The sequence below is a fragment of the Bradyrhizobium sp. OAE829 genome (assembly GCF_040546575.1).
Taxonomy (GTDB): domain Bacteria; phylum Pseudomonadota; class Alphaproteobacteria; order Rhizobiales; family Xanthobacteraceae; genus Bradyrhizobium.
The window spans coordinates 1,883,786-1,903,845 of record NZ_JBEPOE010000001.1 but is presented as its reverse complement, the minus strand read 5'-3'; the positions used below and the strand labels follow the sequence as shown (position 1 = coordinate 1,903,845).

Here is a 20,060-nt window from a genome sequence, read left to right as displayed (position 1 = left end):
AATAGCCTTCGGAACCGGTGCCAGAGGGAAGGCGGCCGGAACTGTGGCGGAAGCGGTTGCTGCGGCGGGGCGCTATCCATCTATTCCGGTCAACCGCCTGATGAGGGGCACCACCAGGTCGAGCGGGCGTTGCCGTCGTGTGGTGATCTCCGCGCGCGTCAGCGTTCCGCTGCTGAGGCGGATCGGCGGCCCCTGTCCAACCGCCCAGCGATATCCGCTCACGGTTTCGGGGTCCTGCTCCAGGCTGACCGTTGCGGCGTAGGCGGCTCCTTCCTTTGAAAACCGGGTAACCAGATTGTCGTTGTGGAGTACGGCTGCCATTCCCTGCGGCGTCATCGGGAAATCCGAGATCGTCACGACGGTGCCGACCATGGTCCCGAATTCCTCGCGCTTCACCGTGCTTGGCTCGATGCGGACCGGCATTCCGAGCTTGACGTTCTTGCCGCGCTCGGCGGGAATATAGATCAGGGCTTCCAGCTTCTGGCCCTCGCTTTCGATCGCGACGACAGGTGCGCCGACCGCAAGCACGGCGCCCGCGGAGACCTTGATTTCGAGCACGCGACCATCGACCGGGCTGACGATTTTGGTGTTCAGGGTCAGCAGCCCCGCCGCGGAATCCATCTGCCGGCGGGCGTCATTGAGAGCAAACTCGGATGTCTGGTTCTCGCGTTCGCGCTGGGTTTCCAGATCGGTCTGTGTCGTCCGGAGCTTCAGGATCTCGTTGAAGGTATCTTCTTTTCGTTGCTGGGCGTCGGTGAGGTCACGGCGCCGCTCCTCAAGCGTGCGCCGCGTCGTCAATCCCTTCGTCATCAAATCCTCGAGGGTTTTGACATCGTTCGTCAGATAGTCGATGCGCTGCGTGGTCGCCTTGATGACCTGGTTGAACGCGGCTTCGAGCTTCGCAAAATTCTGTGCCTTCGACGCGAGCTCGCGCTTGGTCTTGTCGATCAGGTCGGCGTGCTGGCGTTCCTTCTCACGGAAGACCTCGACGGCAGCCTGGTGGCGTTGCTGGATATCGGTCTGAACGATCTCCGCGATCGGTTGTCCCTGGGTAACGCGGTCGCCGACCATGACGCTGATGGTCGCCAACCTGCCGGCGGCGGCAGAAGACGCCTCGACGACACGGCCGCCACCGCTGATCAGAATGCCCTGGCCTTCAGCACGGGTAGGGACGCGGCCGACAATGCCCCATGTGATCGCGGCGACAAGGGCGATGCAAATGGCGAATACCAGCATCCAGTCGAACGGTCTGGTAATGCGGACGAGATGGTCAAGCTGTTCGGGCGAAGCGGCGCGCTGCAGCGCGACGGCGCGAAATGTCCGCTGCGAGAGATCGGTCATTTTCCCGGGTCCGTAACCAAACCGGGGATGGCCTCCCCAGCCGCGAGCGGTCGCTGATTTTTCTCATCACGCACAGCTCTATTCCTCTCGGGGCAGATAATACACAAAAGGCGATGCAGAACAACCAAACGGGCCTGCCCACCCACGCCGGAACGCGCGTTCGTCGTGCAAAAATGACGCAGGCCAGCTCCGGTCCGCCCTAGCAGCGCATGCAATCGCGAACTATGCTTGGCGACCAGGTCCGAGGCTGATCCAATGGGCGTAACCGCCGTCTGGAAAATGATTGGCAGAGTGGTGGGGGGCGGCAAGAAACCCGCTTGCGCGCCTAATGCGCGATCCATGACCGGCCTGCGTCGCGAATGGGGGCGGCCGCTCGCCCTCGGAATCATGATGCTCCTGCTGGCGCCGAACGTGTCCAGCAGCGGCGTCCTCAGCGAAAGCGATTTCAAAAAGGTCGAAGCCATAAAGCCGCTATTCCAGAACTTGATGGGTGATCTCGTTCAAACCGCCAAGCGACCCGATATTTCCACGGGCGATGCCGATTGCATTACGTCGACAATCCGGGAACTGCTTCAGATCTCCGAGGAGCTTTCGAGTTACGAGTATCTCATCACGATCGAAAAGGAGATCACTGACTTTGGCGAAAACAGCCCGGTGAAGGGCGTCGTCAAATTCGCGATCGAAAAGACGAATACGATTCTTGCCGAGGAACGAAAACGATTGGTTCAGTTGTCGGACCGCTGTTCGCGCTTCCCCCTGGCCTTCGGCAAAACGCAGCAGGCGCTGCAGTTCATCGATACGACAACCAATCTTCTCAATTCCATTCAGGTACGTTTGTGAACTAGTCCGCTAGTGCCATAATACAGCTTCAAGCCACAGCCACTGTGATGCGTGTCACAAACTTCAGGCCATCGCTACGGCTCGGCTATTGGCGGAGCGCGTTCGCGTTGCCAGGTTACGCTACGATCGCCATCAAGGGGCAACGAGTCGGCCGCGCGGTGCCAGGTCTAAATGGCCGGCTTTGCCCAGTTCTGATACATCTTCAGCAGTGCCACGATATCCTGGCCGCGAAAGCCTTCGGCCAGCGCCAGGGCGTAGAGTTCGCGGGTCGCGGAAGCCGACGGTGTGGGCATCCGGGTCATCCGCCCGAGTTCGACCGCGAGCGCAAGGTCCTTCTCGCCCAGCTCCATCTTGAACCCCGGCGAGAAGTCCCCCTTGATCGCGTTCGGAAAGCGCTTGGTGAAGTGATGCGAGCGGCCCCCGCTGACCGACAGAACGTCATAGAGTTTGTCCGGCTCGACGCCGGCGGCCACGCCGAGCGCAAAGGCCTCCGCCGCGACCAGGACGTTGCCCATCGACATCATGTTGTTGACGATCTTGACGACCTTGGCGGTACCGACCGGGCCGGTGTACTTCCAGTCGTTGCCGAGCAGTTTCAGGATCGGCTCGGCGCGGGTCACGTCGGCCTTGTCGCCGCCGGCGATCAGGATCAGCTGGCCGGCACGCGCCTCGTTTGGGCTGCCGCTGACCGGACAATCGACCATCGCGATCCCTTTGGCGGCCGCTGCCTCGGCGGCCTGCCGCATCGTCTGCGGATCGATAGTACTCAGCTCGATGCACAGGGTGCCCTTCGCCGCATGGGCGACGATGCCGTTGGCGCCTAGCCAGGCTTCTGTCACCGCTTTCGGATCGGGCAGGCTGGTCAGTACGATTCCGCGGCCCGAGAGCGCCTCGGCGATGCTCGATGCCATCCGAAAGCCGTCCTTGGTCAGGCGCGCCCGCTGATCGGCGTTGACGTCATAACCGACGACGTCGAGGTTGGACTCCCTCAGTCGCCCCGCCATCCCCGATCCCATCTGCCCCATTCCGATGACGGCGACCTTCTCAGACATGGCTTTCTCCCGTTTGTTTTGTTGCGAGCCATCACTGCGGAAAACTCTTCGGTGCATCCTATACAGGCGCGTTGGTGCCAAAGCGACGCTGCAGCCCCGCCAGCGGCGCAAGGGCGTGCGCCGTCGGCGCATGGTGTGGAGCATTGTACTTCGGGTACCTACAGGGCGTGGCCGCATTGGCGCGCAGCCAAGTCAGGGATTGCAGCGGGTTTGATGACGGCCGATTTCCGGGATTAGCCTGCCGCCGCAAACCGGACATGCTGCCGAGATGCCAAAATCGACGTGATTGCCCCGATAGTAAGCGACTTTGCCCGTTGAATGTGAACCGGAACGCCAAGTACCGACACATATCTCAGGATTTCGAAGTTCGCCCAGGGAAATGGCATGAGGCCCACGGATTGGAGATTTCGGAGCGCGCTTTTTGCCGCCACGATATTCCTGGGTTATTCAGCTGCATTCCTGGGTTATTCAGCCGCCGCTGATCAGTGTGATTCTGCGCAGGACCCCGAGGCTGCGATCGCTGACTGTACCCGGGGCATCAAGTCGGGGAAATCGAAAGGGCGCGATCTGGCGGCTTACTACAACAATCGAGCTGTCGCTTTTCGCGCCAGGGGCGACAACCACCGCGCCATCGCCGACTTGAATGAGGCGATCCGGCTCGATCCTAAATTGGCCATGGCCTTCAACAATCGAGGTGCCGCATACAACGAACAGGGCGACAACGACCGCGCCATCGCCGACTTGAATGAGGCGATCCGGCTCGACCCAAAATTCACCATGGCCTTCAACAATCGAGGCAACGCCTACAACGCCAAGGGCGACAATGACCGCGCCATCGCCGACTTCAATGAGACGATCCGGCTCGACCCCAAACTCGCCAGGGCCTTCCAAAATCGGGGTAGCACCTACCACGACAAGGGCGATAACGACCGCGCCATCGTCGACTACAATGAGGCGATCCGGCTCGAACCCAAACACGCCAAGGCCTTTCTCGGTCGAGGTATCGCCTTCGGCGCCAAGGGTGACAACGACCGCGCCATCGCTGACTTCAATGAGGCGATCCGACTCGATCCCAAATCCGACATGGCCTTCGACAAGCGAGGCAACGTTTATCTCGAACAGGGCGACCTCGACCGCGCCATCGCCGACTACAGTGAGGCGATCCGGATCGATCCCGAAGATGCCAGCGTCTTCAACAGCCGAGGTGCCGCTTATCGCGCCAGGGGCGACTACGACCGCGCCGTCGCCGACTACAACGCGGCGATCCGGCTCGATCCAAAGTCAGTCAAGGCTTTCGTCGGCCGAGGTGTTACTTATCACGCCAAGGGCGACTTCGACCGCGCGATCACCGACTACAATGAGGCGACCCGGCTCAATCCGAAATCACCCCTGGCCTACTTTGCTCGCGGGCGCTCATATCTCTTTGCTGGTTCGGCCGAAGAGGCGCTGGCCGATCTTACCCAGGCAAGTGCGCATGCACCGGACAATGCCTATCTGGCCCTGTGGGTCGAGATCGCCAGTCAGCGAAACAATCTCCCGAGCCGCCTGGCGCAAACCAGTTCCCGGATCGACATGAACGTCTGGCCGGCGCCTGTCATCAGATTGTTCATGAGCCAGATAACGCCCGCTGCTGCACTTGCTGCCGCAGACCATCGTGACGCCAGCAGGAAGAGGGGGCAGGTCTGCGAGGCGAATTTCTACAGTGGCGAGCTCTCGCTGACGAAGGGGTTGAAAGACGAAGCAACCCGCCTTTTCCGTCTGGCGGCCAGCGATTGTCCGCGCAGTTTCCACGAGTGGGAGGCCGCCAACGCCGAACTGAAGGCGCTCGGCGTAGTGCCATGAGCATGTGTTTCACGCTAGATTCTTGATGTGACGCGTTTTCTTAACGCGAACCGGTGTCCGCTTCGCTGGAAAACGCTTTAGTTCACCGTCGCGCCTGATGACTGGATGATTTTCGTCCATTTAGCGGTTTCATCCGCGAGGAATTGTCCGAACGCCGCGCCTGAAATATTAGCCGGCTCGGCACCGAGTTCGGTGAACCGCTTCTGCACGTCGGGCATCTTCAGGATCGCGTCGACCTCGCTCTCCAGCTTCGCAAGCACCGGCGCGGGGGTTTTCGCCGGTGCCACCAGCCCGAACCAGGCGGAGGCTTCGAAGCCGGGCACGCCGGATTCTGCGACCGTGGGCACATCGGGAAGGGCGCTCGCACGTTTGGCGCCGGCCACGGCGATCGCCTTGATGGTCTTGGCTTGAACCTGCGGCAGCACGGCCGGGATGTTGTCGAACATCATGGGAATATGCCCCGCGATCAGATCGTTCATGGCGGGGGCCGCGCCGCGATAGGGGAGGTGAACGATATTGATGCCGGTCATGCTCTTCAGCAATTCGCCCGCAAGATGATTGGTGGATCCGTTGCCCGACGATCCGAAGTTGATGGTGCCCGGTTTTGCCTTGGCGAGCGCGACGAGTTCGCCGACGTTCCTGGCTTCAACCGACGGATGCACCATAAGCACGATCGGCACCGAGGCGACCAGCGCTACCGGAGCGAATGCCTTGGCGGGATCGTAGGGCAGGTTCTTGTAGAGCGCTGCGTTGATGGTGAGCGGCGGTGGTGCCGTCAGCAGCAGCGTGTGACCGTCCGGCTCCGAAGTCGCGACCGCATCCGCGCCGATGTTTCCGCCGGCACCGGCGCGATTTTCAATCAGGAATGTCTGGCCGGTCCGCTCGGTCAGTTTTTGCGCCACGATGCGGGCGATGATGTCGTTGGAGCCGCCGGCTGGAAACGGTACGACGATCTTGACGGGGCGGGATGGATAATCCTGCGCCGTGGCGGTGCCACCGAACAGGAATGCGCTGAAGGCGACGAGAATAGCGCGACGACGAAATGACCCCATGCTGCGTTTCCTCATCCCCTGCATCCGTCTTGCTGTCGCAAGATCTTATTGGTCGCTGATGGAGGAGAATTGCAGGAACAGCATGAATGTCAACCATGCGTTGTCCCGCACCGTATTGCCAACAGCCTTCGAACTCGCCGAAGGCACGGTTCGCACATTCCAGATTGCATTCGCGAAGGCGCGGGACGACGATGACATCGTCGATTCACGATTGTCGGGCTGACGAACATGGCTCCATATTGGCTCGTTCGGTTGAATGATCTGCTGGCGTGGCTCAATCCAGCGCTGGGCGGTGTTGCCGCCATTCTGGCGTTGCTTGTCATCGCAACGGCTGCCGAACGTTTGCCCCGGAATGGGTCCAGTGCAATCGCTGAAGCGGCGCGCCCCGTCAGTGTAGTTTCGCCGGCCGAATGTGTTCGCGCGGCCTTGCCGCCCGAATTGCGGGATCTACGACTCCACGACTAGGGGTGCGTGCTTTTGCGCCGGAGCCTTTTCCCTGCGGGGGATCGTTCCGATGGCGATGCCTCCCAGGATCAGGAGCATCGCGACCACCAGGTCGGCCGTGACCACTTCACCAAGAATGATCGCTGAACTTGCGACCCCGACGACGGGTGTCGCGAGCAGCCCGAGCGATGTGACGACGGCGGGCAAGCTGCGATTGACCGTCGCCATGGCCCAATAGGCCAAAGCCGTTCCGATGATCCCGCTGAAGAGAAACAGTCCAACCAGCTGCGCATTCCACTCCAGATGCGGAACACCGTCCTTTAGAAACGCCAGCACGGAGACCACCAGCGTGGCGAGCAGCGTTTGCCAGAACCCGAGCTGGAAGGGCGTCGAAATCCAGCGGTGCGCGCGCACGTAGACGATGCTCACCGCCCAACACAGGGCTGCCAGCAGGATGCAGCCGCTGCCGGCCAGGGTGTTGGCGTCGGCCCAATTGTAGGCGAATGGATTGAACATGAGGGCGAGGCCGGCAAGGCCGACGGCCATTCCCAGTGAACGCGATGGCGTCATTTTCTCGCCGAGGAACAGCCAGGCGGCAGGCATCACCCAAAGCGGTGTCGTGTAGCCAAGGACGATTGAACGGCCGACCGCGGCGTATTGCAGCCCGAATGCGACCAGCGCTGAAAATGCCACCATGTGAAATATCGAATTGACGAAGATCACAGGCAGATCGCCGCGACGTGGCACGATCATCTCGCCCCGCGCGAACAGAAGCGCGGCGAGGGCCACGGTGGCGATGGCGCAACGAATCGCCGTGATCCACAGCGGCGAAGCGCTCTGCACGAGGGTCTTGGTAATCGTCCAGTTCAGGCCCCAGGCGATCACGATCACCGCGAACAGCAGGAATGCGCCGCGGCGCGACAGATGGGTCTGCATGATGATCCCTATTGGCGGATTGGGCCGCACAAACCATAACCTTGACTGGCACGATTGATAGGTCCATTTTCAGGAAAATCATGGAGCCAGTTTTGTCCAGCCTGCTCTCCGGAACGATCGATCTGAAGTTCGTCCCGCAGGATGGCGGGAGCCTGACACGCCAGATCTACGATCGCCTGCGCACCGCAATCCTGTCGGGCGCCTTGCCGCGCGGATACCGGCTGCCGTCCAGCCGGGTGCTGGCGGAGGATTTCGCCGTCTCGCGAAACACGGTCTCCACCGTCATCGATCAGCTGGCGGTGGAGGGTTACATCGTCGTCGCACGCGGACGCAGGCCGGTGGTCGCGGCGGTCGAGAAAATGCAGCTGGTCTCCGGTGATCAATCTTTGGATCATGAGCCTTCCGGCTTCATGCGGGTCTCCCGTTGGGCGAGGCAGGTCAGCCGGTCGGACTGGCACTTCACGAACGAAGGAGGGAGTCCGCGGCCATTTGCTCCGGGGCTCGCCGATGCCCGCGAGTTTCCACACGAGGTGTGGGCGCGCTGTCTGCGCCGTGCGGCCCGCAGCAGGCATGCGGCGGGAATCAGGGCCAACCATCCGGCGCTTCGCGCGGCGTTGCTCAGCCATCTCGTGGAGCATCGCGGCGTCAAGGCCGACGCGCGCAGGCTGATCATTACTTCGTCGGCCCAGGCGGCCATCGAATTGATCTCGCGGGTCCTGCTCAATGAGGGCGATCTGGCGTGGATCGAAAGCCCGGGATATGGCGGCGCGCGCGTGGCGCTTGAGGCGACCGGTGCACGGGTCAAGGGAGTGACGCTGGATCGCAGCGGGTTGCGCCTCGCGGGGCGGACGGATCGTCCGCGGCTGATTTTCTGCACACCCTCGCATCAATACCCGACGGGCAGGCTGATGCCGATCAAGCGGCGGCAGGAACTTTTGGCGTTCGCCGCGGAAGCGGGCGCGGCTGTTATCGAGGACGACTACGACAGCGAGTTTCATTTCGACGGCCGGCCGGTGGTCGCGTTGCAGGGCATCGATACCGCCGGCAACGTCTTCTATGTCGGGACCTTCTCGAAACCGATGTTGCCGGATATCCGCGTGGGCTATGCGATCGTGCCCGACGGCCTCGTTGAGACATTCGAGAGGATGCAGCGGCATACCGGCCAAATGGTGATGGGTGCGATCCAGCTCGCGCTGGCGGAGTTTATCGGCGACGGCGATTTCGCAGCCCATATTCGCCGGATGACCCGCATCTATCGCGGCCGCCGTGACCGGCTGACACATGCCCTGGCTTCAGCGGCCGGAAGCAAGCTCGCGATCACGCCGCCGGCCGGCGGCATGCAACTTCTCGCACGGCTGGAACCGGGATCGGATGATTGCCGTCTCGTGGCCGATCTGGCCAAGGTTGGCATTACGGCGCGGCCGCTTTCCCGCCACTTTACCGGCAAGACCGCCGAGCACGGGTTGTTTCTTGGATTTGCCGCCTGGAATGAAACCGAAATCGATGCCGGTGCCGAACTTATCGGCAAGACGATCGCGAGGAATCTCCGCGGGCGATGATTCAGGCCGCAGGACGGAAATGCCCGGGTGAATGTTTGGTATCGCGCCGGATCAGGCGGCGAAGGGTGGACGGCTCCGCATAGCCGACTTGCCGGGAAATTTGATCGACCGACAGGCGCGTGGTTTCGAGCAGGTATCTGGCGGTCTCAAGCCGGATGCGTTGAACGAACTGAATGGGCGAGACGCCGCAGGTCGCCGCGATGCGCCGGGCAAATGTGCGCGGCGCGAGCGCGACGGCCTCGGCGAGTTCCTCGATCGCAAAATCGCGTGCGATATTTTCCCGCACCCATTTTTCCGCCCTCGCGATTTTCGGGTCCTGGCTCGCCAGATAATTGATCGCCATGAACGGCACCTGGGAGCGCCGTTTATCCAGCAGCAGATAATTGGCGCAGGCGCTGGCCAGCTTCGGTCCGGCAAACTTGCCGACGATCGCAAGCATCAAATCCATCTGCGCCATCGCCGCGCCGCCGGTCGCAATTGGCCAATCGGCGACGACAATCCGGTCGCTCACGAGTTCGACCGTCGGATAGCGCTCGCGGAACAGCGGGCCGAGCCACCAGGTCGTGGTCGCCCGCCGGCCGTCCAGCAATCCGGTTTCCGCGAGCAGGAAAGTGCTTGCGCACGCCGCCGCGATCGCGGCGCCGGCTTCGAACGATTGAATCAGCATGTCGCAAGCACGCCGGCAGGCCGTGCTCTTCAGTTTCGCGTCGAGTTCGTCCGCTGACGCAACTCCGAGGCCAAGGCCCGGGACAATGACGAGGTCGGCGCCACGCAGCCTTTCCCGTTTTCGGCGCGGGCCCAGGCGCACCGTCGTGACATCGAACGCCATAGCGCGTTTGGCCGTCTTGCTGATCTGGTTGGCAGTCGCCATCACGTCATGGGTGATGGCGGCGCCGGAAGCCAGGCAGCCCTCGATTTCAACGACCGTCACCCTGGTCATGTCCAAAAATCCCCGATCAATGTCATTTTTGACACTAGGCAATCCGGCGCGGTATCGCAATGATCGGCATCAAGGCTGACGCGGCGTCCTCAAATCCGGCGGCGCCGATCGTTGCGCGCAGGGAGTGATGCCAGATGCCAAAGCGATCCGTGAAGCAGGACGACCCGCTCGAGGATTTCAAGCGCCGCGATATTGCACTGGATGGTCTCACCAAGGCGGTGCATGTCGCCGGCAGTGGGCCCGCGGTGATCGTGATGACGGAGATGCCAGGCATCAGCCCTTACGTCGCGCGTTTCGCCCGCTGGGTGCGCGACGCCGGGTTCACGGTCTACATGCCTTCGCTGTTCGGCCGCGATGGCGCTGTTCCCAATGTGGAAGAGGGCACCGCCGTGTTTCAACGCGCCTGTGTCAGCGCTGAGTTCCGGGCCTTGGCCGCCAATCAATCAAGCCCGGTGACGCAGTGGCTGCGGTCGCTGGCGAGATTTGCGCATGGGGAGTGCGGCGGTCCCGGCGTCGGCGCCATCGGGATGTGTTTTACAGGAAATTTCGCGCTGACGATGATGCTGGAGCGATCGATGCTGGCGCCGGTCCTGTCCCAGCCGTCGCTGCCGCTGAACGATCCGGCCGGCATCGAAATCGCGCCGGATGAAATCAAGGCCGTCCGCGAACGGCTCGACCGGGAAGATCTGACCGTGCTGGCCTATCGCTTCGAGGGCGACAAATTCTGCATGGCGCAGCGCTTTGCGGCCTATCAGGAGGCGCTTGGCGACCGCTTTATCGGCCGGGTGCTTCCCGACAATGTGGCGAACACCGATGTTCCCGAGTTCTTTGAGCGCTACGTCTCGACGCCGCACAGTGTCGTGACCGCCCACCTGATCGACGAAGCCGGCCAGCCGACCATCGCAGCCCGCGACGAGATTTTGGGCTTCTTCAAGCGGCGTCTGGCCCCCTGACGCGCCAGCGCCGCACAACTGCCAAGGAAGGATCATTCGACAGCGCTTCGGAAGTCTCGACCAACCCGTCAATTTGCATCAAGCTGACGCGTCTGCGTAATGTCACGCACCAAAGTCGGCAGGATGCAATTGCAGCTTGTCATCAGGCATTGTGAGAATTGTTCATGAGCGCTGAAATCAAACCCTATCGCATCTCGGTCGGCGACGATGTGCTCGACGATCTGAAGTCGCGGTTGCGGAACACGCGCTGGCCGGAGGCCGAATTGGTCGACGACTGGAGCCAGGGCGCGCCGTTGAAATGGATCAGGGATATTTGCCGGTACTGGGCCGACGAATATGACTGGCGCGCCCGCGAGGCACGCCTCAATCGCTTTACGCAGTTTACGACCGAAATCGACGGCCTCGATATTCACTTCCTGCACGTCCGCTCGCCGCATCCGCAGGCGATGCCGCTGATCATCACCCATGGCTGGCCGGGCTCCGTGGTCGAGTTCCACAAGGTAATCGAGCCGCTCACCAACCCGACCGCACACGGCGGCAACGCCGCCGACGCGTTTCACGTCGTTTGTCCGTCGCTGCCCGGATTCGGCTTTTCGGCCAAGCCAACCACGTCAGGCTGGGGAGTCGATCGCATTGCCGCCGCCTGGGCGGTGCTGATGAGCCGTCTCGGTTATGCGCGTTACGGCGCGCAAGGCGGCGACTGGGGCTCGGCGGTGACGACCGCGCTGGGCGCGCAGGATGGCGAACATTGCGCCGGCATTCACATCACGCTGGCGATGTCGGCGCGCCCCAACGTGGACGGTCAGCCGACGCCGGAGGAGGCGCGGGCGCTGCAGGGCATTAAATACTATGCCGACTGGGATTCCGGCTATTCCAAGCAGCAATCGACCCGGCCGCAAACCCTGGGCTATGGGCTGACGGATTCGCCGAGCGGCCAGGCGGCGTGGATTCTCGAGAAATTCTGGGCGTGGACCGATTGCGACGGGCATCCCGAAAACATCCTCAGCCGCGACGAACTGCTCGACAATGTCATGCTGTATTGGGTGACGGCGACCGCGGCCTCGTCGGCGCGTCTCTATTGGGAGAGTTTCGGGCCGAAGCGCCGGACACCCCACAAGGTGACGATCCCGAGCGGGGTTGCCGTGTTTCCCAAGGAGATCGTCACGCCGGTACGGCGGTGGATGGAAGGAAGCTACACCGATATCCGGCACTGGCGCGAAATGCCGAAGGGCGGCCACTTCGCAGCCTTCGAGCAGCCTGAGCTGTTTGTGCGCGAGGTGCGTGACTTCTTTGGGACGTTGCGCCAGCCTATGGCGCGTTGATCCGATCGTTCAGAGATACCAGGCGAGGACGGCCTTGAGCAGCGCGTTCTCGATCACCGGCAGCACGACGATCTGATTCATCCCGGCCGCGCGCGCTGCCTGCGCCGCAACTGACTCATCGACCTTCAGATGCTCGTTGATCGCGGGCATGCCCGTCGCCCAGGCCCCGCCGATGCTGCCTTCGCCTTTGCCGATGCTCTTTGACGCGTAAATCGATTCAAGCTCGGTATTCCTGCTGCAATCGCCGGAATGAAAGACCAGTGCCGATCGCGATGGATTCGGTACCCAGATTTCAAAACGCTTGGCGATCGGGGTGGCCTGCGCGGACAGGAACGTCATCACCCAGGTTTTTTCAGGTGACGTCGTGTAGGGAATGCCGACGCCGCAATTGATGCCGATTTCGGAAGCTTCTTCCCAGCGCAGGAAACGCTTGGAATTGTGCAGGTCCTTGATGATCAGCGGCATGCCGGCTTTCCAGGTCCGCCCGGGCAGGCCAAAGCCCCGCGGAAACTTGGTGTGCCGTGAGTTGAACTCGAACATGTCAGCGGTGCCATAATAGCCGTCGACAAGCCCCATTTCGTGGCTGACGTCGGCATCATTGTGCCAGAGTTCGATGGCGCCGACGTGCTTCTCGTCGTCGCCGCAGAACAGCACCATGACAGCCATCAGGAATTCACCGGCGAACACCGGCAGCGCCACGCCACAGGTCAACCCGGCTTCGATCGCCTCGTCGGTCCGTTTGAAGTAGGAGTTGGCAAATTTGGTGAGAATGACCGGATGTCCGGAGGCCCAGGCCTTGCCGGGCAACCCTTCATCAAAGGCAAACAGCGCATTTTCGCTGATAGCCTTGAACTCCGAATACTCCTCGCTGCAAAGACTGCCGCCGAACTCCAGACGCGTGCGGGTCCGGTCCGGCACCCACAGTTCAACCACTCGAATGAACGTCTTCATCGGGCCGCACCTATCGCCTCATCGACGACCAGCATCGGCGATTTAGCGACGGTGTGTGCGATCAAATTACAGGCAAGGCGCGCCCAAAGATCGTGCGAAGTGTTAACCGGCGGGAGGGAACCTCAATTGCGATAGGACGGATCGGTGCGGTCCAGCTTGCGCAGCAGCGCGGGCCAGGCGAGCTCGCCATTCCGGGCGGGCCGGTCGACCCGCGGTCGCATCTTGTCGTAGGTTTCTTCGAGGACGTTTTGCGGCGGATAGATCAGTTTGGTGTTGCAGGATAGCGCCATGATCTGCACCTGGCAGGCGCGCTCCAGCCGGAACAGCACGTTGAATGCGGCCGGGACGGTCCGGCCGACGACAAGCAGGCCGTGGTTGCGCAGGATCATGGCTTCATGATCGCCAAGGTCCCGCACCAGCCGCGCGCGCTCGTCGACGTCATCGGCGATGCCTTCGAAATCATGATACGCGACGTGGAGGAACCGCATCGAAGTCTGCGCCAGCGGCAGCAGTCCGCACTCCATCGCCGAGACCGCCATGCCGGCCGGGGTGTGCGTATGCGCCACGCAATCCATGTCGTGCTTGGCCATGTGGATGGCGCTGTGAATGACGAAGCCGGCGACATTGACGTCATAGTCGGATGCATTGAACAGCGTGTTGCCGTTGACATCGACCTTGATCAGGCTGGAAGCATCGATTTCTTCGTACAGCATGCCGTATGCGTTGATCAGGAACTGGTCCGTAGTTCCCGGCACCCGGCAGGAGATGTGGTTGGCAACCATCTCGGTCATCCCGTACATCGCCGTCAGACGGTAACAGGCCGCCAGATCCACTCGTGCCTGCCATTCCTCCGCACTGACCTGTTCGCGAACCGATCTCACGACCTTGATGGCAGGCGAACTGACGGGGGGATTCATGGCGTTTCTCCACTAGGCGGTATTTATTGGGTCGGGCAGGGCCCGATAATTCAGGCGTACGATAGCTGCAGAACTCGCTGCGCCGCAAGGCAAGCCATGCCGGTTTATTGCAGGGCTGACGGGCGAAATCCGAATGCACCGGTTGGCGCAAATCCGCCTCGATGCCAGTATCGCGTGTCCAGCGTTCAGGTTTGGGACGATCGAGGGAGTACCATGACTGAAGGCCGCTATCGGCTGATCGGATCGACCGCGTCGCCTTACGCCATCAAGCTGCGCGCACTGATGCGTTATCGCCGGATTCCTTTCGACTGGGTCATCATGACCAAGGCGCTGCGCAAAGCGACCGAACATCTGCGGCCGAACCTGATCCCGGTGCTGCAATATCCTGATGGCACGTTTCGTGGCGAAACCACGGCGCTGGCCTATGATCTGGAAAGCCGCCACCGGGACCGGTCCGTCATCCCCGATGACAAGGCGGTCGCATTCGTGTGCGACCTGCTGGAAGACCTAGCCGACGAATGGGCGGTCAAGCCGTTGTTTCTGTATCGATGGTGGGATCCGGAGGATCAGGCCTATGTTTCGCGCTGGGCCGGCGAAGAGTGGTCGGTGTCGGAGGCTGTAACCGGCAGCCCTGAGGAGACCGAGCAGTTCCGCCAGCGGCAGATTTCACGGATGGTTATTCTCGGTGCGACCGCGGAGAACAAGCCGCTGCTCGAAGAAAGTTACTTGCGGATGCTTGCCGCGTTCGAGCCGCATGTCGGCATGACGAATTATCTGTTCGGCAGCCGGCCGTCGCTTGCCGATTTCGCCTGGTTTGGCCAGCTCAGCGAGATGGCGACCGATCCGACGCCGATGCGGATCATACGCGAGAAGGCGCCCTTTACCGATCATTGGGTACGGCGGCTGGACGACGCTTCCGGTGTCGAGGGCGAATGGTGTCCGCGAGAGCAGGCGCTTGGCGGAATGGCGGAGGCGCTGTTGAGAATTGCCGGTGAACTCTATCTGCCGTTCCTTGTCGCAAACGCGGAAGCCTTCGCGAAAGGTCTCGATCGGCTGGAGATCAATGTCTGGGGCCTGCCTTACGCGCTGGCGCCGTTCAAATATCAGGTGAAGTGCCTGCAACAGCTTCGCGAGAAGTTTACCGCGCTCAATCCGGATGATCGTGCAGCGTTACAGCCGGTGCTGGAAAGCACTGGGTGCTGGCCGCACCTAATCACCCGCTGAGGAAAGGGACGGAAAGTCTGTCACGGCAGGCAGAACGAACCCGTTAAGAATGGCCATCGGGACATGATGTCGGTAGTTGAAGGCATTGATGACGACGACAAGATCAAGCCTGGGCACCACGAAGAGACGCTGGCCGCCACTGCCGAAGCCGGCGATCCAACTCAAATCGTGACCGTTCAGTAAGGAGCGGCCAAGCCACCAGTGATAGCCATAGTATAACGCTCCACTTCCCTCGGCGTTTACGTGGGGCGTCGTCGACTCGCTGATCCATCGGGCGGGCAGCAATTGTCTGCTATTCCAGCATCCCGCATCCGCGACGAGTTGGCCGAACTTGGCGAGATCGCGTGGCCTCAGCCGTAATCCGGCAAATGCCGCAACATCGGCACAGCCGCTGAAATTCAGCCACTCAAAGTCGGTGATGCCGAGCGGTTTGAACAACTTCTCGCTGGCGTAGACATCGATTCCCTGGCCGACCGCTTTGACCAAAGCAGCGGCCAGCAGGCTGGTGGCGCCACCGCTGTAGTTGAACGATACGCCGGGCGGCAACGCCATGGGCCGCTCCAGCACGTAACGATAAGGGTCCTTCGCTTCCAGAAGTTGCCGCTCGTTGTTGGCCTGGCTTTTCCAGCTCCGACTTTCATCCCACCGAAGTCCATGCGACATCGTCAGCAGGTGCCGGAATGTGATCCGCCGCTTCTTGGCCGTGCTTAGATCGGCATATTCGGAGAAGTAGTCGACGACGGGCGCTTCAAGCGGAGGAAACCTGTTCTCGCTCACCGCCATGCCGACCAGGAGTGATACCACGCTCTTTGAAATCGAGCGAATATCGTGCTTTTGAGTTGGAGAGAATTGAACCTGGCCGCCCCAATCCATCCAGTGCCGTTCGATACCGGGGAAGTAGCGCTCGAACACAAGCTTTCCCCGTCGTACGACGACGACAGCGTGAACATTATGCTTTGGCCATCGCCTTAGAAGCGTACCGAGCCCGGCAAGTTGAGCGGCATCGAGACCGACTTCGGAAGGAGAGGCAACGGCCCATCCGTCCTCTAACGCTGGTGGCATGGAGCATTCTCTCAAAAATTCTCAGCCCGCGAATTCCCAACACCTAGCTTGGGCACGACGGGAGTGCAATTTTTCCAAATGTTTCTTTATGGCCCGCCAGCGGCATACTTGGCCGGGGAGAAGGTCCACCTCAAATGCGATTCCGCGATCAATCCTTCGGGAAATCTTTGCGCATCGCGATTTCGGCCGCGTCGCCTGGTGAAAGTACGTTGCCGTCGAATGCCGGCTGGCGTTCGGTGACGATGTCGTAGAGCGAAATCTGCTTGATCGGCTTGGCCATCAATTGCCGGATGCAATCCGCCAATGTTCCATTGTAAACGAGATACGGCGTCTTGCTGGTGACCCGCTCATTCCTGAGCGAGGGCCACTTTTTCAGGTCGGCAGGCGCGTCATAGGCAATCGGGAGGCTTTCTCTGAACATGCCCCGGTTCCGGCGTTTCAACCACCAGACAGGTTAGCCAAACCTGGTAAACAGATTGAAAACATCAGCCGGGCAGGCTCACTTCCGGTGCCGGCTGCCCAGCGCGGCTGCGATCGAGTCTGGGTTCTTGATGCGCTCGATCAACAGGTCGATGCGGTCGCCGCCCCAGAACAGTTCGCCGTTGAACACCATGGTCGGCACACCGAACACGCCGAGTTCCTCCGCCTCGTCGACGATGCGGTCATGTTCGGCCCGAGCCGGGCCGTGGACGTAGGCTTTGAATTCCTCGGCCGAACCGCCAACGGATGCAATCACGCCGGCAATATCCGACAGTTCGTCGATTTCGAGATCATGGCTCCAGAAGCGCCGGAACACCGTGTCGTGGTAGGAACGAAACAGGCCATGACGCTGCGCGAACAGCATGCCGGCGCTGGCATAGAAGGCATCATAGATGCGCCGCGGGCCCTTCATGGTGAGGCCCTGCGCGTTGGCATAGCGCCGCGCATCCATATAGGCGTATCGCACCTTGCGCCAGAAATGCGGCGTGCGCTCTTCCACGGTGCCCATGAATTCGGCGACGCGTAGCGTATAGGGCAGCCATTCCAGCTCGACGCCGTATTCTTCCTCGAGTTCGAACAGCCGCTTGTTCGCGACGAACGCGTAGGGGCTCTTGTAGTCGGTGTAGATGCGCACGCGTGGTTTCGTCATCGCCATTCCCTGTCCCGATGGGCAATTGTTTCCGATCCAAACGACGGAAGCAATCTGCGGGAATCCCTGAAGGGTTTCATCGAGACAAACGAATGGGCCCCGGTGCATCTAAGGCATCGCGGGGCCCTACATCTTCGTTATAGGCGAAGGATTTCTGGTACACACCAGTGCATTTTCAAAATCGAAAGCGCTTGGCCTTTGCACTCCGATCCTGCGGATATGTTTGGATTTTAGACAGCGCAAACGGGCTAGCAGCTGCTGATCACCCAACTTGCGTCGAGACCTTGCTGTTGAGCAAGATCACTGGCTTGAGCCGGTGGCATCGTGCTCCTCTCCAAGAGTGGGCCCGACGGACTTTCGTCCGCCTCCGCCGCTTGCTGTTCGACCATATGATCGGACGCCAATTCCCGCGAAACAGGGAGCCGAATGCTCCGCTACCCCGACAGGTGCAGCGTTTGAAATGCTGCGGCAGATATCGTCAGGTGTCAAGTTTATGCTGAGAAAATTCTCACTTGGGTTCCCGTGCATACGCCCGCCGGATGGAAGATGGTTCCGCTCTTGAGCGCCATTTTTAAAGCGATGAACTCATGCTTTGGTCTGGTGGTACTGGTTGAAGTCGGGATCATGAGTCATTGCCCAGTAATCGACGAAACGCCACGGCATCGCTGAAAAGACTCGACCTTGAACGTTGCGGTAATAGGTCGTCATGCCCGGATGAGACCAGATCAACTGCTCATGCTCGGCGTCGACTTTTTCGATGTACTGATCGTGCGCGTCGCGGCGAACATCGATCGCGGCGATGTCGCGTTCGATCATCTCGACCAGGCAGGCACTGATGTAGCGGCTCTGGCACTCCGACTGGAAGATTACGCTGCCGCCATGCGCGGGCCCGGAGTTCGGGCCGAGCATCACGAAGAAGTTTGGAAAATCAGGCACGGTGAGGCCGAGATAGGCGGTCGGGTTATCGTTGGCCCAGGCCTGCCTGAGGTTCTTGCCGTCACGGCCGGTGATGTTGAGGCGCGCCGCCATCTCGGTGACCTTGAATCCGGTCGATATCACGATGATGTCGGCCGGCCGCGATTTGCCGTCGGAGGCGACAATGCCGTTACTTGTGAAATGATCGATGCTGTCGGTGACCAGTTCGACATTCGGCTTTGTCAGCGTCTTGAACCAGTTGTTATCGAGCAGGATGCGCTTGCCGTAGGGCGGATAAGTCGGCACGCATTTTTCAATCAGGTCGGGACGGTCCTTGAGTTCGGACAGGATAAAATCCGTCAACTCCTCGCGGTGGCGGTCGTTGCCCTTGTTTACGGCGCGGTCGGGATGCGGCCAGTTCGGGTCCTTGCGCAGGAACGGCAGTAGCCCGTCGCCGTAGCGCCAGAACATGTTGAAGCGGTACCACTGCACATAAAATGGCAGATGGGCGAGCAGCCATTGCGCGCCGTCGCTGATCGGGTCGGAATAGCCCGCGACCGGTCGTGCCCATTGCGCGGTCCGTTGATAGACGGTCAGCGATGCCACCTGGCCCGCGATCGACGGCACCAGCTGCATCGCGGTGGCGCCGGTGCCGATGACGGCGACATGCTTGCCGTCGAGCTTGATGTCGTCCGACCATAGCGCTGAATGCAGGGTCCTCCCTTTGAAATCCTCCTCGCCCTTGAAATGCGCGGGCGATGGGTCGTTGAGCTGGCCGATCGCGCTCACGAGCGTGTTCGACTCAAGGATCTCTTCGCTATCCGCCGTCCTCAGCGTCGAAATCCAGCGCCGCTTGTTCTCATCCCAGCGCGCAGACGTCAGTTCGGTGTTGAGGCGGAGGTGCTTTCGAATGTCGTATTCAAGCGCGACCTTCTTGAGATAGTCGAGCAATTCCTGACGCTGCGCGAAGTAGCGCGTCCATGGATTACGGGCGCCGAACGAGAAGGAGTAGGAGTGGTTCGGCGTATCGACGCCGCAACCGGGGTAACGATTGACATACCAGGTGCCGCCGAGTTCGGCGTTCTTCTCGACGATGGTGTAGGGAATGCCGAGGCGGCCCAGCGCGACGCCAAGCGCGATGGCGCAGACGCCGGCGCCGACGATCAGCACATGCTGCTGCGCCAGTTTGTCGTCGGCCGGAGGTTTGGTCCAGCTGATGTCGCGGGGGATAAAGCCCATTTCCTCGCGCATCAGCGGCGCATATTCCGGCGTGACGTTTTCGCCGAGCGTCGCGCGCATCATCTTCAGCATCAGTTCGTCGCCGGGATCCGATATCACGGGCCCGGGCTCGCCATTGGCGAACAGCTTCACGACAGCAGCGCGGATTTCGTCCTGCACTTCGCGGGGCAGGCCGGCCTCGGGGTCGGGGATCAGGCGAACGTCGCGCCTCGGCTTGTACGGCGGCTCCAGCCAGCGTTCGTCGCCGGTCATGTGGACCAGCACCATCAGCAGCACGCGGATATCGCCTTCGGCGATAGCCGACGGCAAATCGAGTTTCTTGCGGGGTATCTCGATATTCAT

At 61.2% G+C, this 20,060-nt stretch carries 18 protein-coding genes; 7 read left to right on the top strand and 11 right to left on the bottom strand.

The window, feature by feature from the left end; all coding sequences use genetic code 11:
- Positions 1–72 precede the first annotated feature (72 nt).
- Positions 73–1,341 (bottom strand): NHLP bacteriocin system secretion protein, encoded by a 1,269-nt coding sequence (locus ABIE49_RS09270; RefSeq protein ID WP_192738708.1) that lies wholly within the window; start codon positions 1,339–1,341, stop codon positions 73–75.
- A gap of 255 nt (positions 1,342–1,596) precedes the next feature.
- Here ABIE49_RS09270 and ABIE49_RS09265 point away from each other — a divergent pair, with 255 nt between their 5' ends.
- Positions 1,597–2,181, top strand: a complete 585-nt coding sequence (locus ABIE49_RS09265) for a hypothetical protein (protein ID WP_354066699.1) — start codon at positions 1,597–1,599, stop codon at positions 2,179–2,181.
- A 167-nt stretch (positions 2,182–2,348) separates the two neighbouring features.
- Here ABIE49_RS09265 and ABIE49_RS09260 read toward each other — a convergent pair whose 3' ends face one another.
- Entirely contained in the window at positions 2,349–3,290 is a 942-nt protein-coding gene (locus ABIE49_RS09260; protein WP_354066698.1) for an NAD(P)-dependent oxidoreductase, read from the bottom strand.
- Positions 3,291–3,617: 327 nt separating this feature from the next.
- On the opposite strand from ABIE49_RS09260, the gene ABIE49_RS09255 reads away from it, so the two are divergent.
- Positions 3,618–5,075: a tetratricopeptide repeat protein gene (locus ABIE49_RS09255; RefSeq protein ID WP_192738706.1), complete on the top strand. Its 1,458-nt coding sequence runs from the start codon at positions 3,618–3,620 to the stop codon at positions 5,073–5,075.
- 77 nt (positions 5,076–5,152) lie between these two features.
- Here the strand turns inward: ABIE49_RS09255 and ABIE49_RS09250 are convergent, their stop codons facing one another.
- A complete protein-coding gene (locus ABIE49_RS09250) occupies positions 5,153–6,127 on the bottom strand; it encodes a Bug family tripartite tricarboxylate transporter substrate binding protein (RefSeq protein ID WP_192738705.1) in 975 nt (324 codons plus the stop codon).
- On the opposite strand from ABIE49_RS09250, the gene ABIE49_RS09245 reads away from it, so the two are divergent.
- Positions 6,126–6,350, top strand: a complete 225-nt coding sequence (locus ABIE49_RS09245; protein ID WP_192738704.1) for a hypothetical protein — start codon at positions 6,126–6,128, stop codon at positions 6,348–6,350. The genes ABIE49_RS09250 and ABIE49_RS09245 overlap by 2 nt on opposite strands.
- Before the next feature lie 224 nt (positions 6,351–6,574).
- On the opposite strand, the gene ABIE49_RS09240 is transcribed toward ABIE49_RS09245, so the two are convergent.
- The gene (locus ABIE49_RS09240; protein ID WP_192738703.1) at positions 6,575–7,507 is read right to left on the bottom strand and encodes a DMT family transporter; all 933 of its coding nucleotides are present in this window, start codon (positions 7,505–7,507) and stop codon (positions 6,575–6,577) included.
- 80 nt (positions 7,508–7,587) lie between these two features.
- Between ABIE49_RS09240 and pdxR the strand changes: the two genes are divergently transcribed.
- Complete coding sequence (pdxR, locus tag ABIE49_RS09235; protein WP_210337459.1) at positions 7,588–9,066, top strand: MocR-like pyridoxine biosynthesis transcription factor PdxR; 1,479 nt, start codon at positions 7,588–7,590, stop codon at positions 9,064–9,066.
- A 1-nt stretch (position 9,067) separates the two neighbouring features.
- On the opposite strand, the gene ABIE49_RS09230 is transcribed toward pdxR, so the two are convergent.
- The gene (locus ABIE49_RS09230) at positions 9,068–10,006 is read right to left on the bottom strand and encodes a GlxA family transcriptional regulator (RefSeq protein WP_192738702.1); all 939 of its coding nucleotides are present in this window, start codon (positions 10,004–10,006) and stop codon (positions 9,068–9,070) included.
- A gap of 134 nt (positions 10,007–10,140) precedes the next feature.
- Between ABIE49_RS09230 and ABIE49_RS09225 the strand changes: the two genes are divergently transcribed.
- Both ABIE49_RS09225 and ABIE49_RS09220 read left to right on the top strand, forming a co-directional pair.
- A complete protein-coding gene (locus ABIE49_RS09225) occupies positions 10,141–10,959 on the top strand; it encodes a dienelactone hydrolase family protein (protein ID WP_192738701.1) in 819 nt (272 codons plus the stop codon).
- A 164-nt stretch (positions 10,960–11,123) separates the two neighbouring features.
- Positions 11,124–12,281 (top strand): epoxide hydrolase family protein, encoded by a 1,158-nt coding sequence (locus ABIE49_RS09220; protein WP_192738700.1) that lies wholly within the window; start codon positions 11,124–11,126, stop codon positions 12,279–12,281.
- 9 nt (positions 12,282–12,290) lie between these two features.
- On the opposite strand, the gene ABIE49_RS09215 is transcribed toward ABIE49_RS09220, so the two are convergent.
- Both ABIE49_RS09215 and ABIE49_RS09210 read right to left on the bottom strand, forming a co-directional pair.
- A complete protein-coding gene (locus ABIE49_RS09215) occupies positions 12,291–13,232 on the bottom strand; it encodes a GAF domain-containing protein (RefSeq protein ID WP_192738699.1) in 942 nt (313 codons plus the stop codon).
- A gap of 122 nt (positions 13,233–13,354) precedes the next feature.
- Positions 13,355–14,149, bottom strand: coding sequence for a class II aldolase/adducin family protein (locus tag ABIE49_RS09210; RefSeq protein WP_192738698.1), 795 nt, complete (start codon positions 14,147–14,149; stop codon positions 13,355–13,357).
- 213 nt (positions 14,150–14,362) lie between these two features.
- Between ABIE49_RS09210 and ABIE49_RS09205 the strand changes: the two genes are divergently transcribed.
- Entirely contained in the window at positions 14,363–15,373 is a 1,011-nt protein-coding gene (locus ABIE49_RS09205) for a glutathione S-transferase N-terminal domain-containing protein (protein WP_192738697.1), read from the top strand.
- On the opposite strand, the gene ABIE49_RS09200 is transcribed toward ABIE49_RS09205, so the two are convergent.
- The 4 genes from ABIE49_RS09200 to ABIE49_RS09185 form a co-directional block, all read right to left on the bottom strand.
- Positions 15,359–16,435, bottom strand: coding sequence for a serine hydrolase domain-containing protein (locus tag ABIE49_RS09200; protein WP_354066697.1), 1,077 nt, complete (start codon positions 16,433–16,435; stop codon positions 15,359–15,361). The two genes, ABIE49_RS09205 and ABIE49_RS09200, sit on opposite strands and share 15 nt — an antisense overlap.
- 148 nt (positions 16,436–16,583) lie before the next feature.
- Positions 16,584–16,856 carry a hypothetical protein gene (locus tag ABIE49_RS09195; RefSeq protein WP_192738695.1) on the bottom strand — a complete coding sequence of 91 codons (273 nt, stop codon included), beginning with the start codon at positions 16,854–16,856 and terminating at the stop codon, positions 16,584–16,586.
- Positions 16,857–16,934: 78 nt separating this feature from the next.
- Entirely contained in the window at positions 16,935–17,564 is a 630-nt protein-coding gene (locus ABIE49_RS09190; protein ID WP_192738694.1) for a 2-hydroxychromene-2-carboxylate isomerase, read from the bottom strand.
- A gap of 585 nt (positions 17,565–18,149) precedes the next feature.
- A complete protein-coding gene (locus ABIE49_RS09185) occupies positions 18,150–20,060 on the bottom strand; it encodes a flavin-containing monooxygenase (RefSeq protein WP_192738693.1) in 1,911 nt (636 codons plus the stop codon).

What these genes read in the sequence shown, in the direction of transcription:
- ABIE49_RS09270 (WP_192738708.1), bottom strand. Translation starts at nt 1,341, where the DNA reads ATGACCGATCTCTCGCAGCGGACATTTCGCGCCGTCGCGCTGCAGCGC.
- ABIE49_RS09265 (WP_354066699.1), top strand. Translation starts at nt 1,597, where the DNA reads ATGGGCGTAACCGCCGTCTGGAAAATGATTGGCAGAGTGGTGGGGGGC.
- ABIE49_RS09260 (WP_354066698.1), bottom strand. Translation starts at nt 3,290, where the DNA reads ATGCACCGAAGAGTTTTCCGCAGTGATGGCTCGCAACAAAACAAACGG.
- ABIE49_RS09255 (WP_192738706.1), top strand. Translation starts at nt 3,618, where the DNA reads ATGAGGCCCACGGATTGGAGATTTCGGAGCGCGCTTTTTGCCGCCACG.
- ABIE49_RS09245 (WP_192738704.1), top strand. Translation starts at nt 6,126, where the DNA reads ATGCTGCGTTTCCTCATCCCCTGCATCCGTCTTGCTGTCGCAAGATCT.
- ABIE49_RS09250 (WP_192738705.1), bottom strand. Translation starts at nt 6,127, where the DNA reads ATGGGGTCATTTCGTCGTCGCGCTATTCTCGTCGCCTTCAGCGCATTC.
- ABIE49_RS09240 (WP_192738703.1), bottom strand. Translation starts at nt 7,507, where the DNA reads ATGCAGACCCATCTGTCGCGCCGCGGCGCATTCCTGCTGTTCGCGGTG.
- pdxR (WP_210337459.1), top strand. Translation starts at nt 7,588, where the DNA reads ATGGAGCCAGTTTTGTCCAGCCTGCTCTCCGGAACGATCGATCTGAAG.
- ABIE49_RS09230 (WP_192738702.1), bottom strand. Translation starts at nt 10,006, where the DNA reads ATGACCAGGGTGACGGTCGTTGAAATCGAGGGCTGCCTGGCTTCCGGC.
- ABIE49_RS09225 (WP_192738701.1), top strand. Translation starts at nt 10,141, where the DNA reads ATGCCAAAGCGATCCGTGAAGCAGGACGACCCGCTCGAGGATTTCAAG.
- ABIE49_RS09220 (WP_192738700.1), top strand. Translation starts at nt 11,124, where the DNA reads ATGAGCGCTGAAATCAAACCCTATCGCATCTCGGTCGGCGACGATGTG.
- ABIE49_RS09215 (WP_192738699.1), bottom strand. Translation starts at nt 13,232, where the DNA reads ATGAAGACGTTCATTCGAGTGGTTGAACTGTGGGTGCCGGACCGGACC.
- ABIE49_RS09210 (WP_192738698.1), bottom strand. Translation starts at nt 14,149, where the DNA reads ATGAATCCCCCCGTCAGTTCGCCTGCCATCAAGGTCGTGAGATCGGTT.
- ABIE49_RS09205 (WP_192738697.1), top strand. Translation starts at nt 14,363, where the DNA reads ATGACTGAAGGCCGCTATCGGCTGATCGGATCGACCGCGTCGCCTTAC.
- ABIE49_RS09200 (WP_354066697.1), bottom strand. Translation starts at nt 16,435, where the DNA reads ATGCCACCAGCGTTAGAGGACGGATGGGCCGTTGCCTCTCCTTCCGAA.
- ABIE49_RS09195 (WP_192738695.1), bottom strand. Translation starts at nt 16,856, where the DNA reads ATGTTCAGAGAAAGCCTCCCGATTGCCTATGACGCGCCTGCCGACCTG.
- ABIE49_RS09190 (WP_192738694.1), bottom strand. Translation starts at nt 17,564, where the DNA reads ATGACGAAACCACGCGTGCGCATCTACACCGACTACAAGAGCCCCTAC.
- ABIE49_RS09185 (WP_192738693.1), bottom strand. Translation starts at nt 20,060, where the DNA reads ATGAATATCGAGATACCCCGCAAGAAACTCGATTTGCCGTCGGCTATC.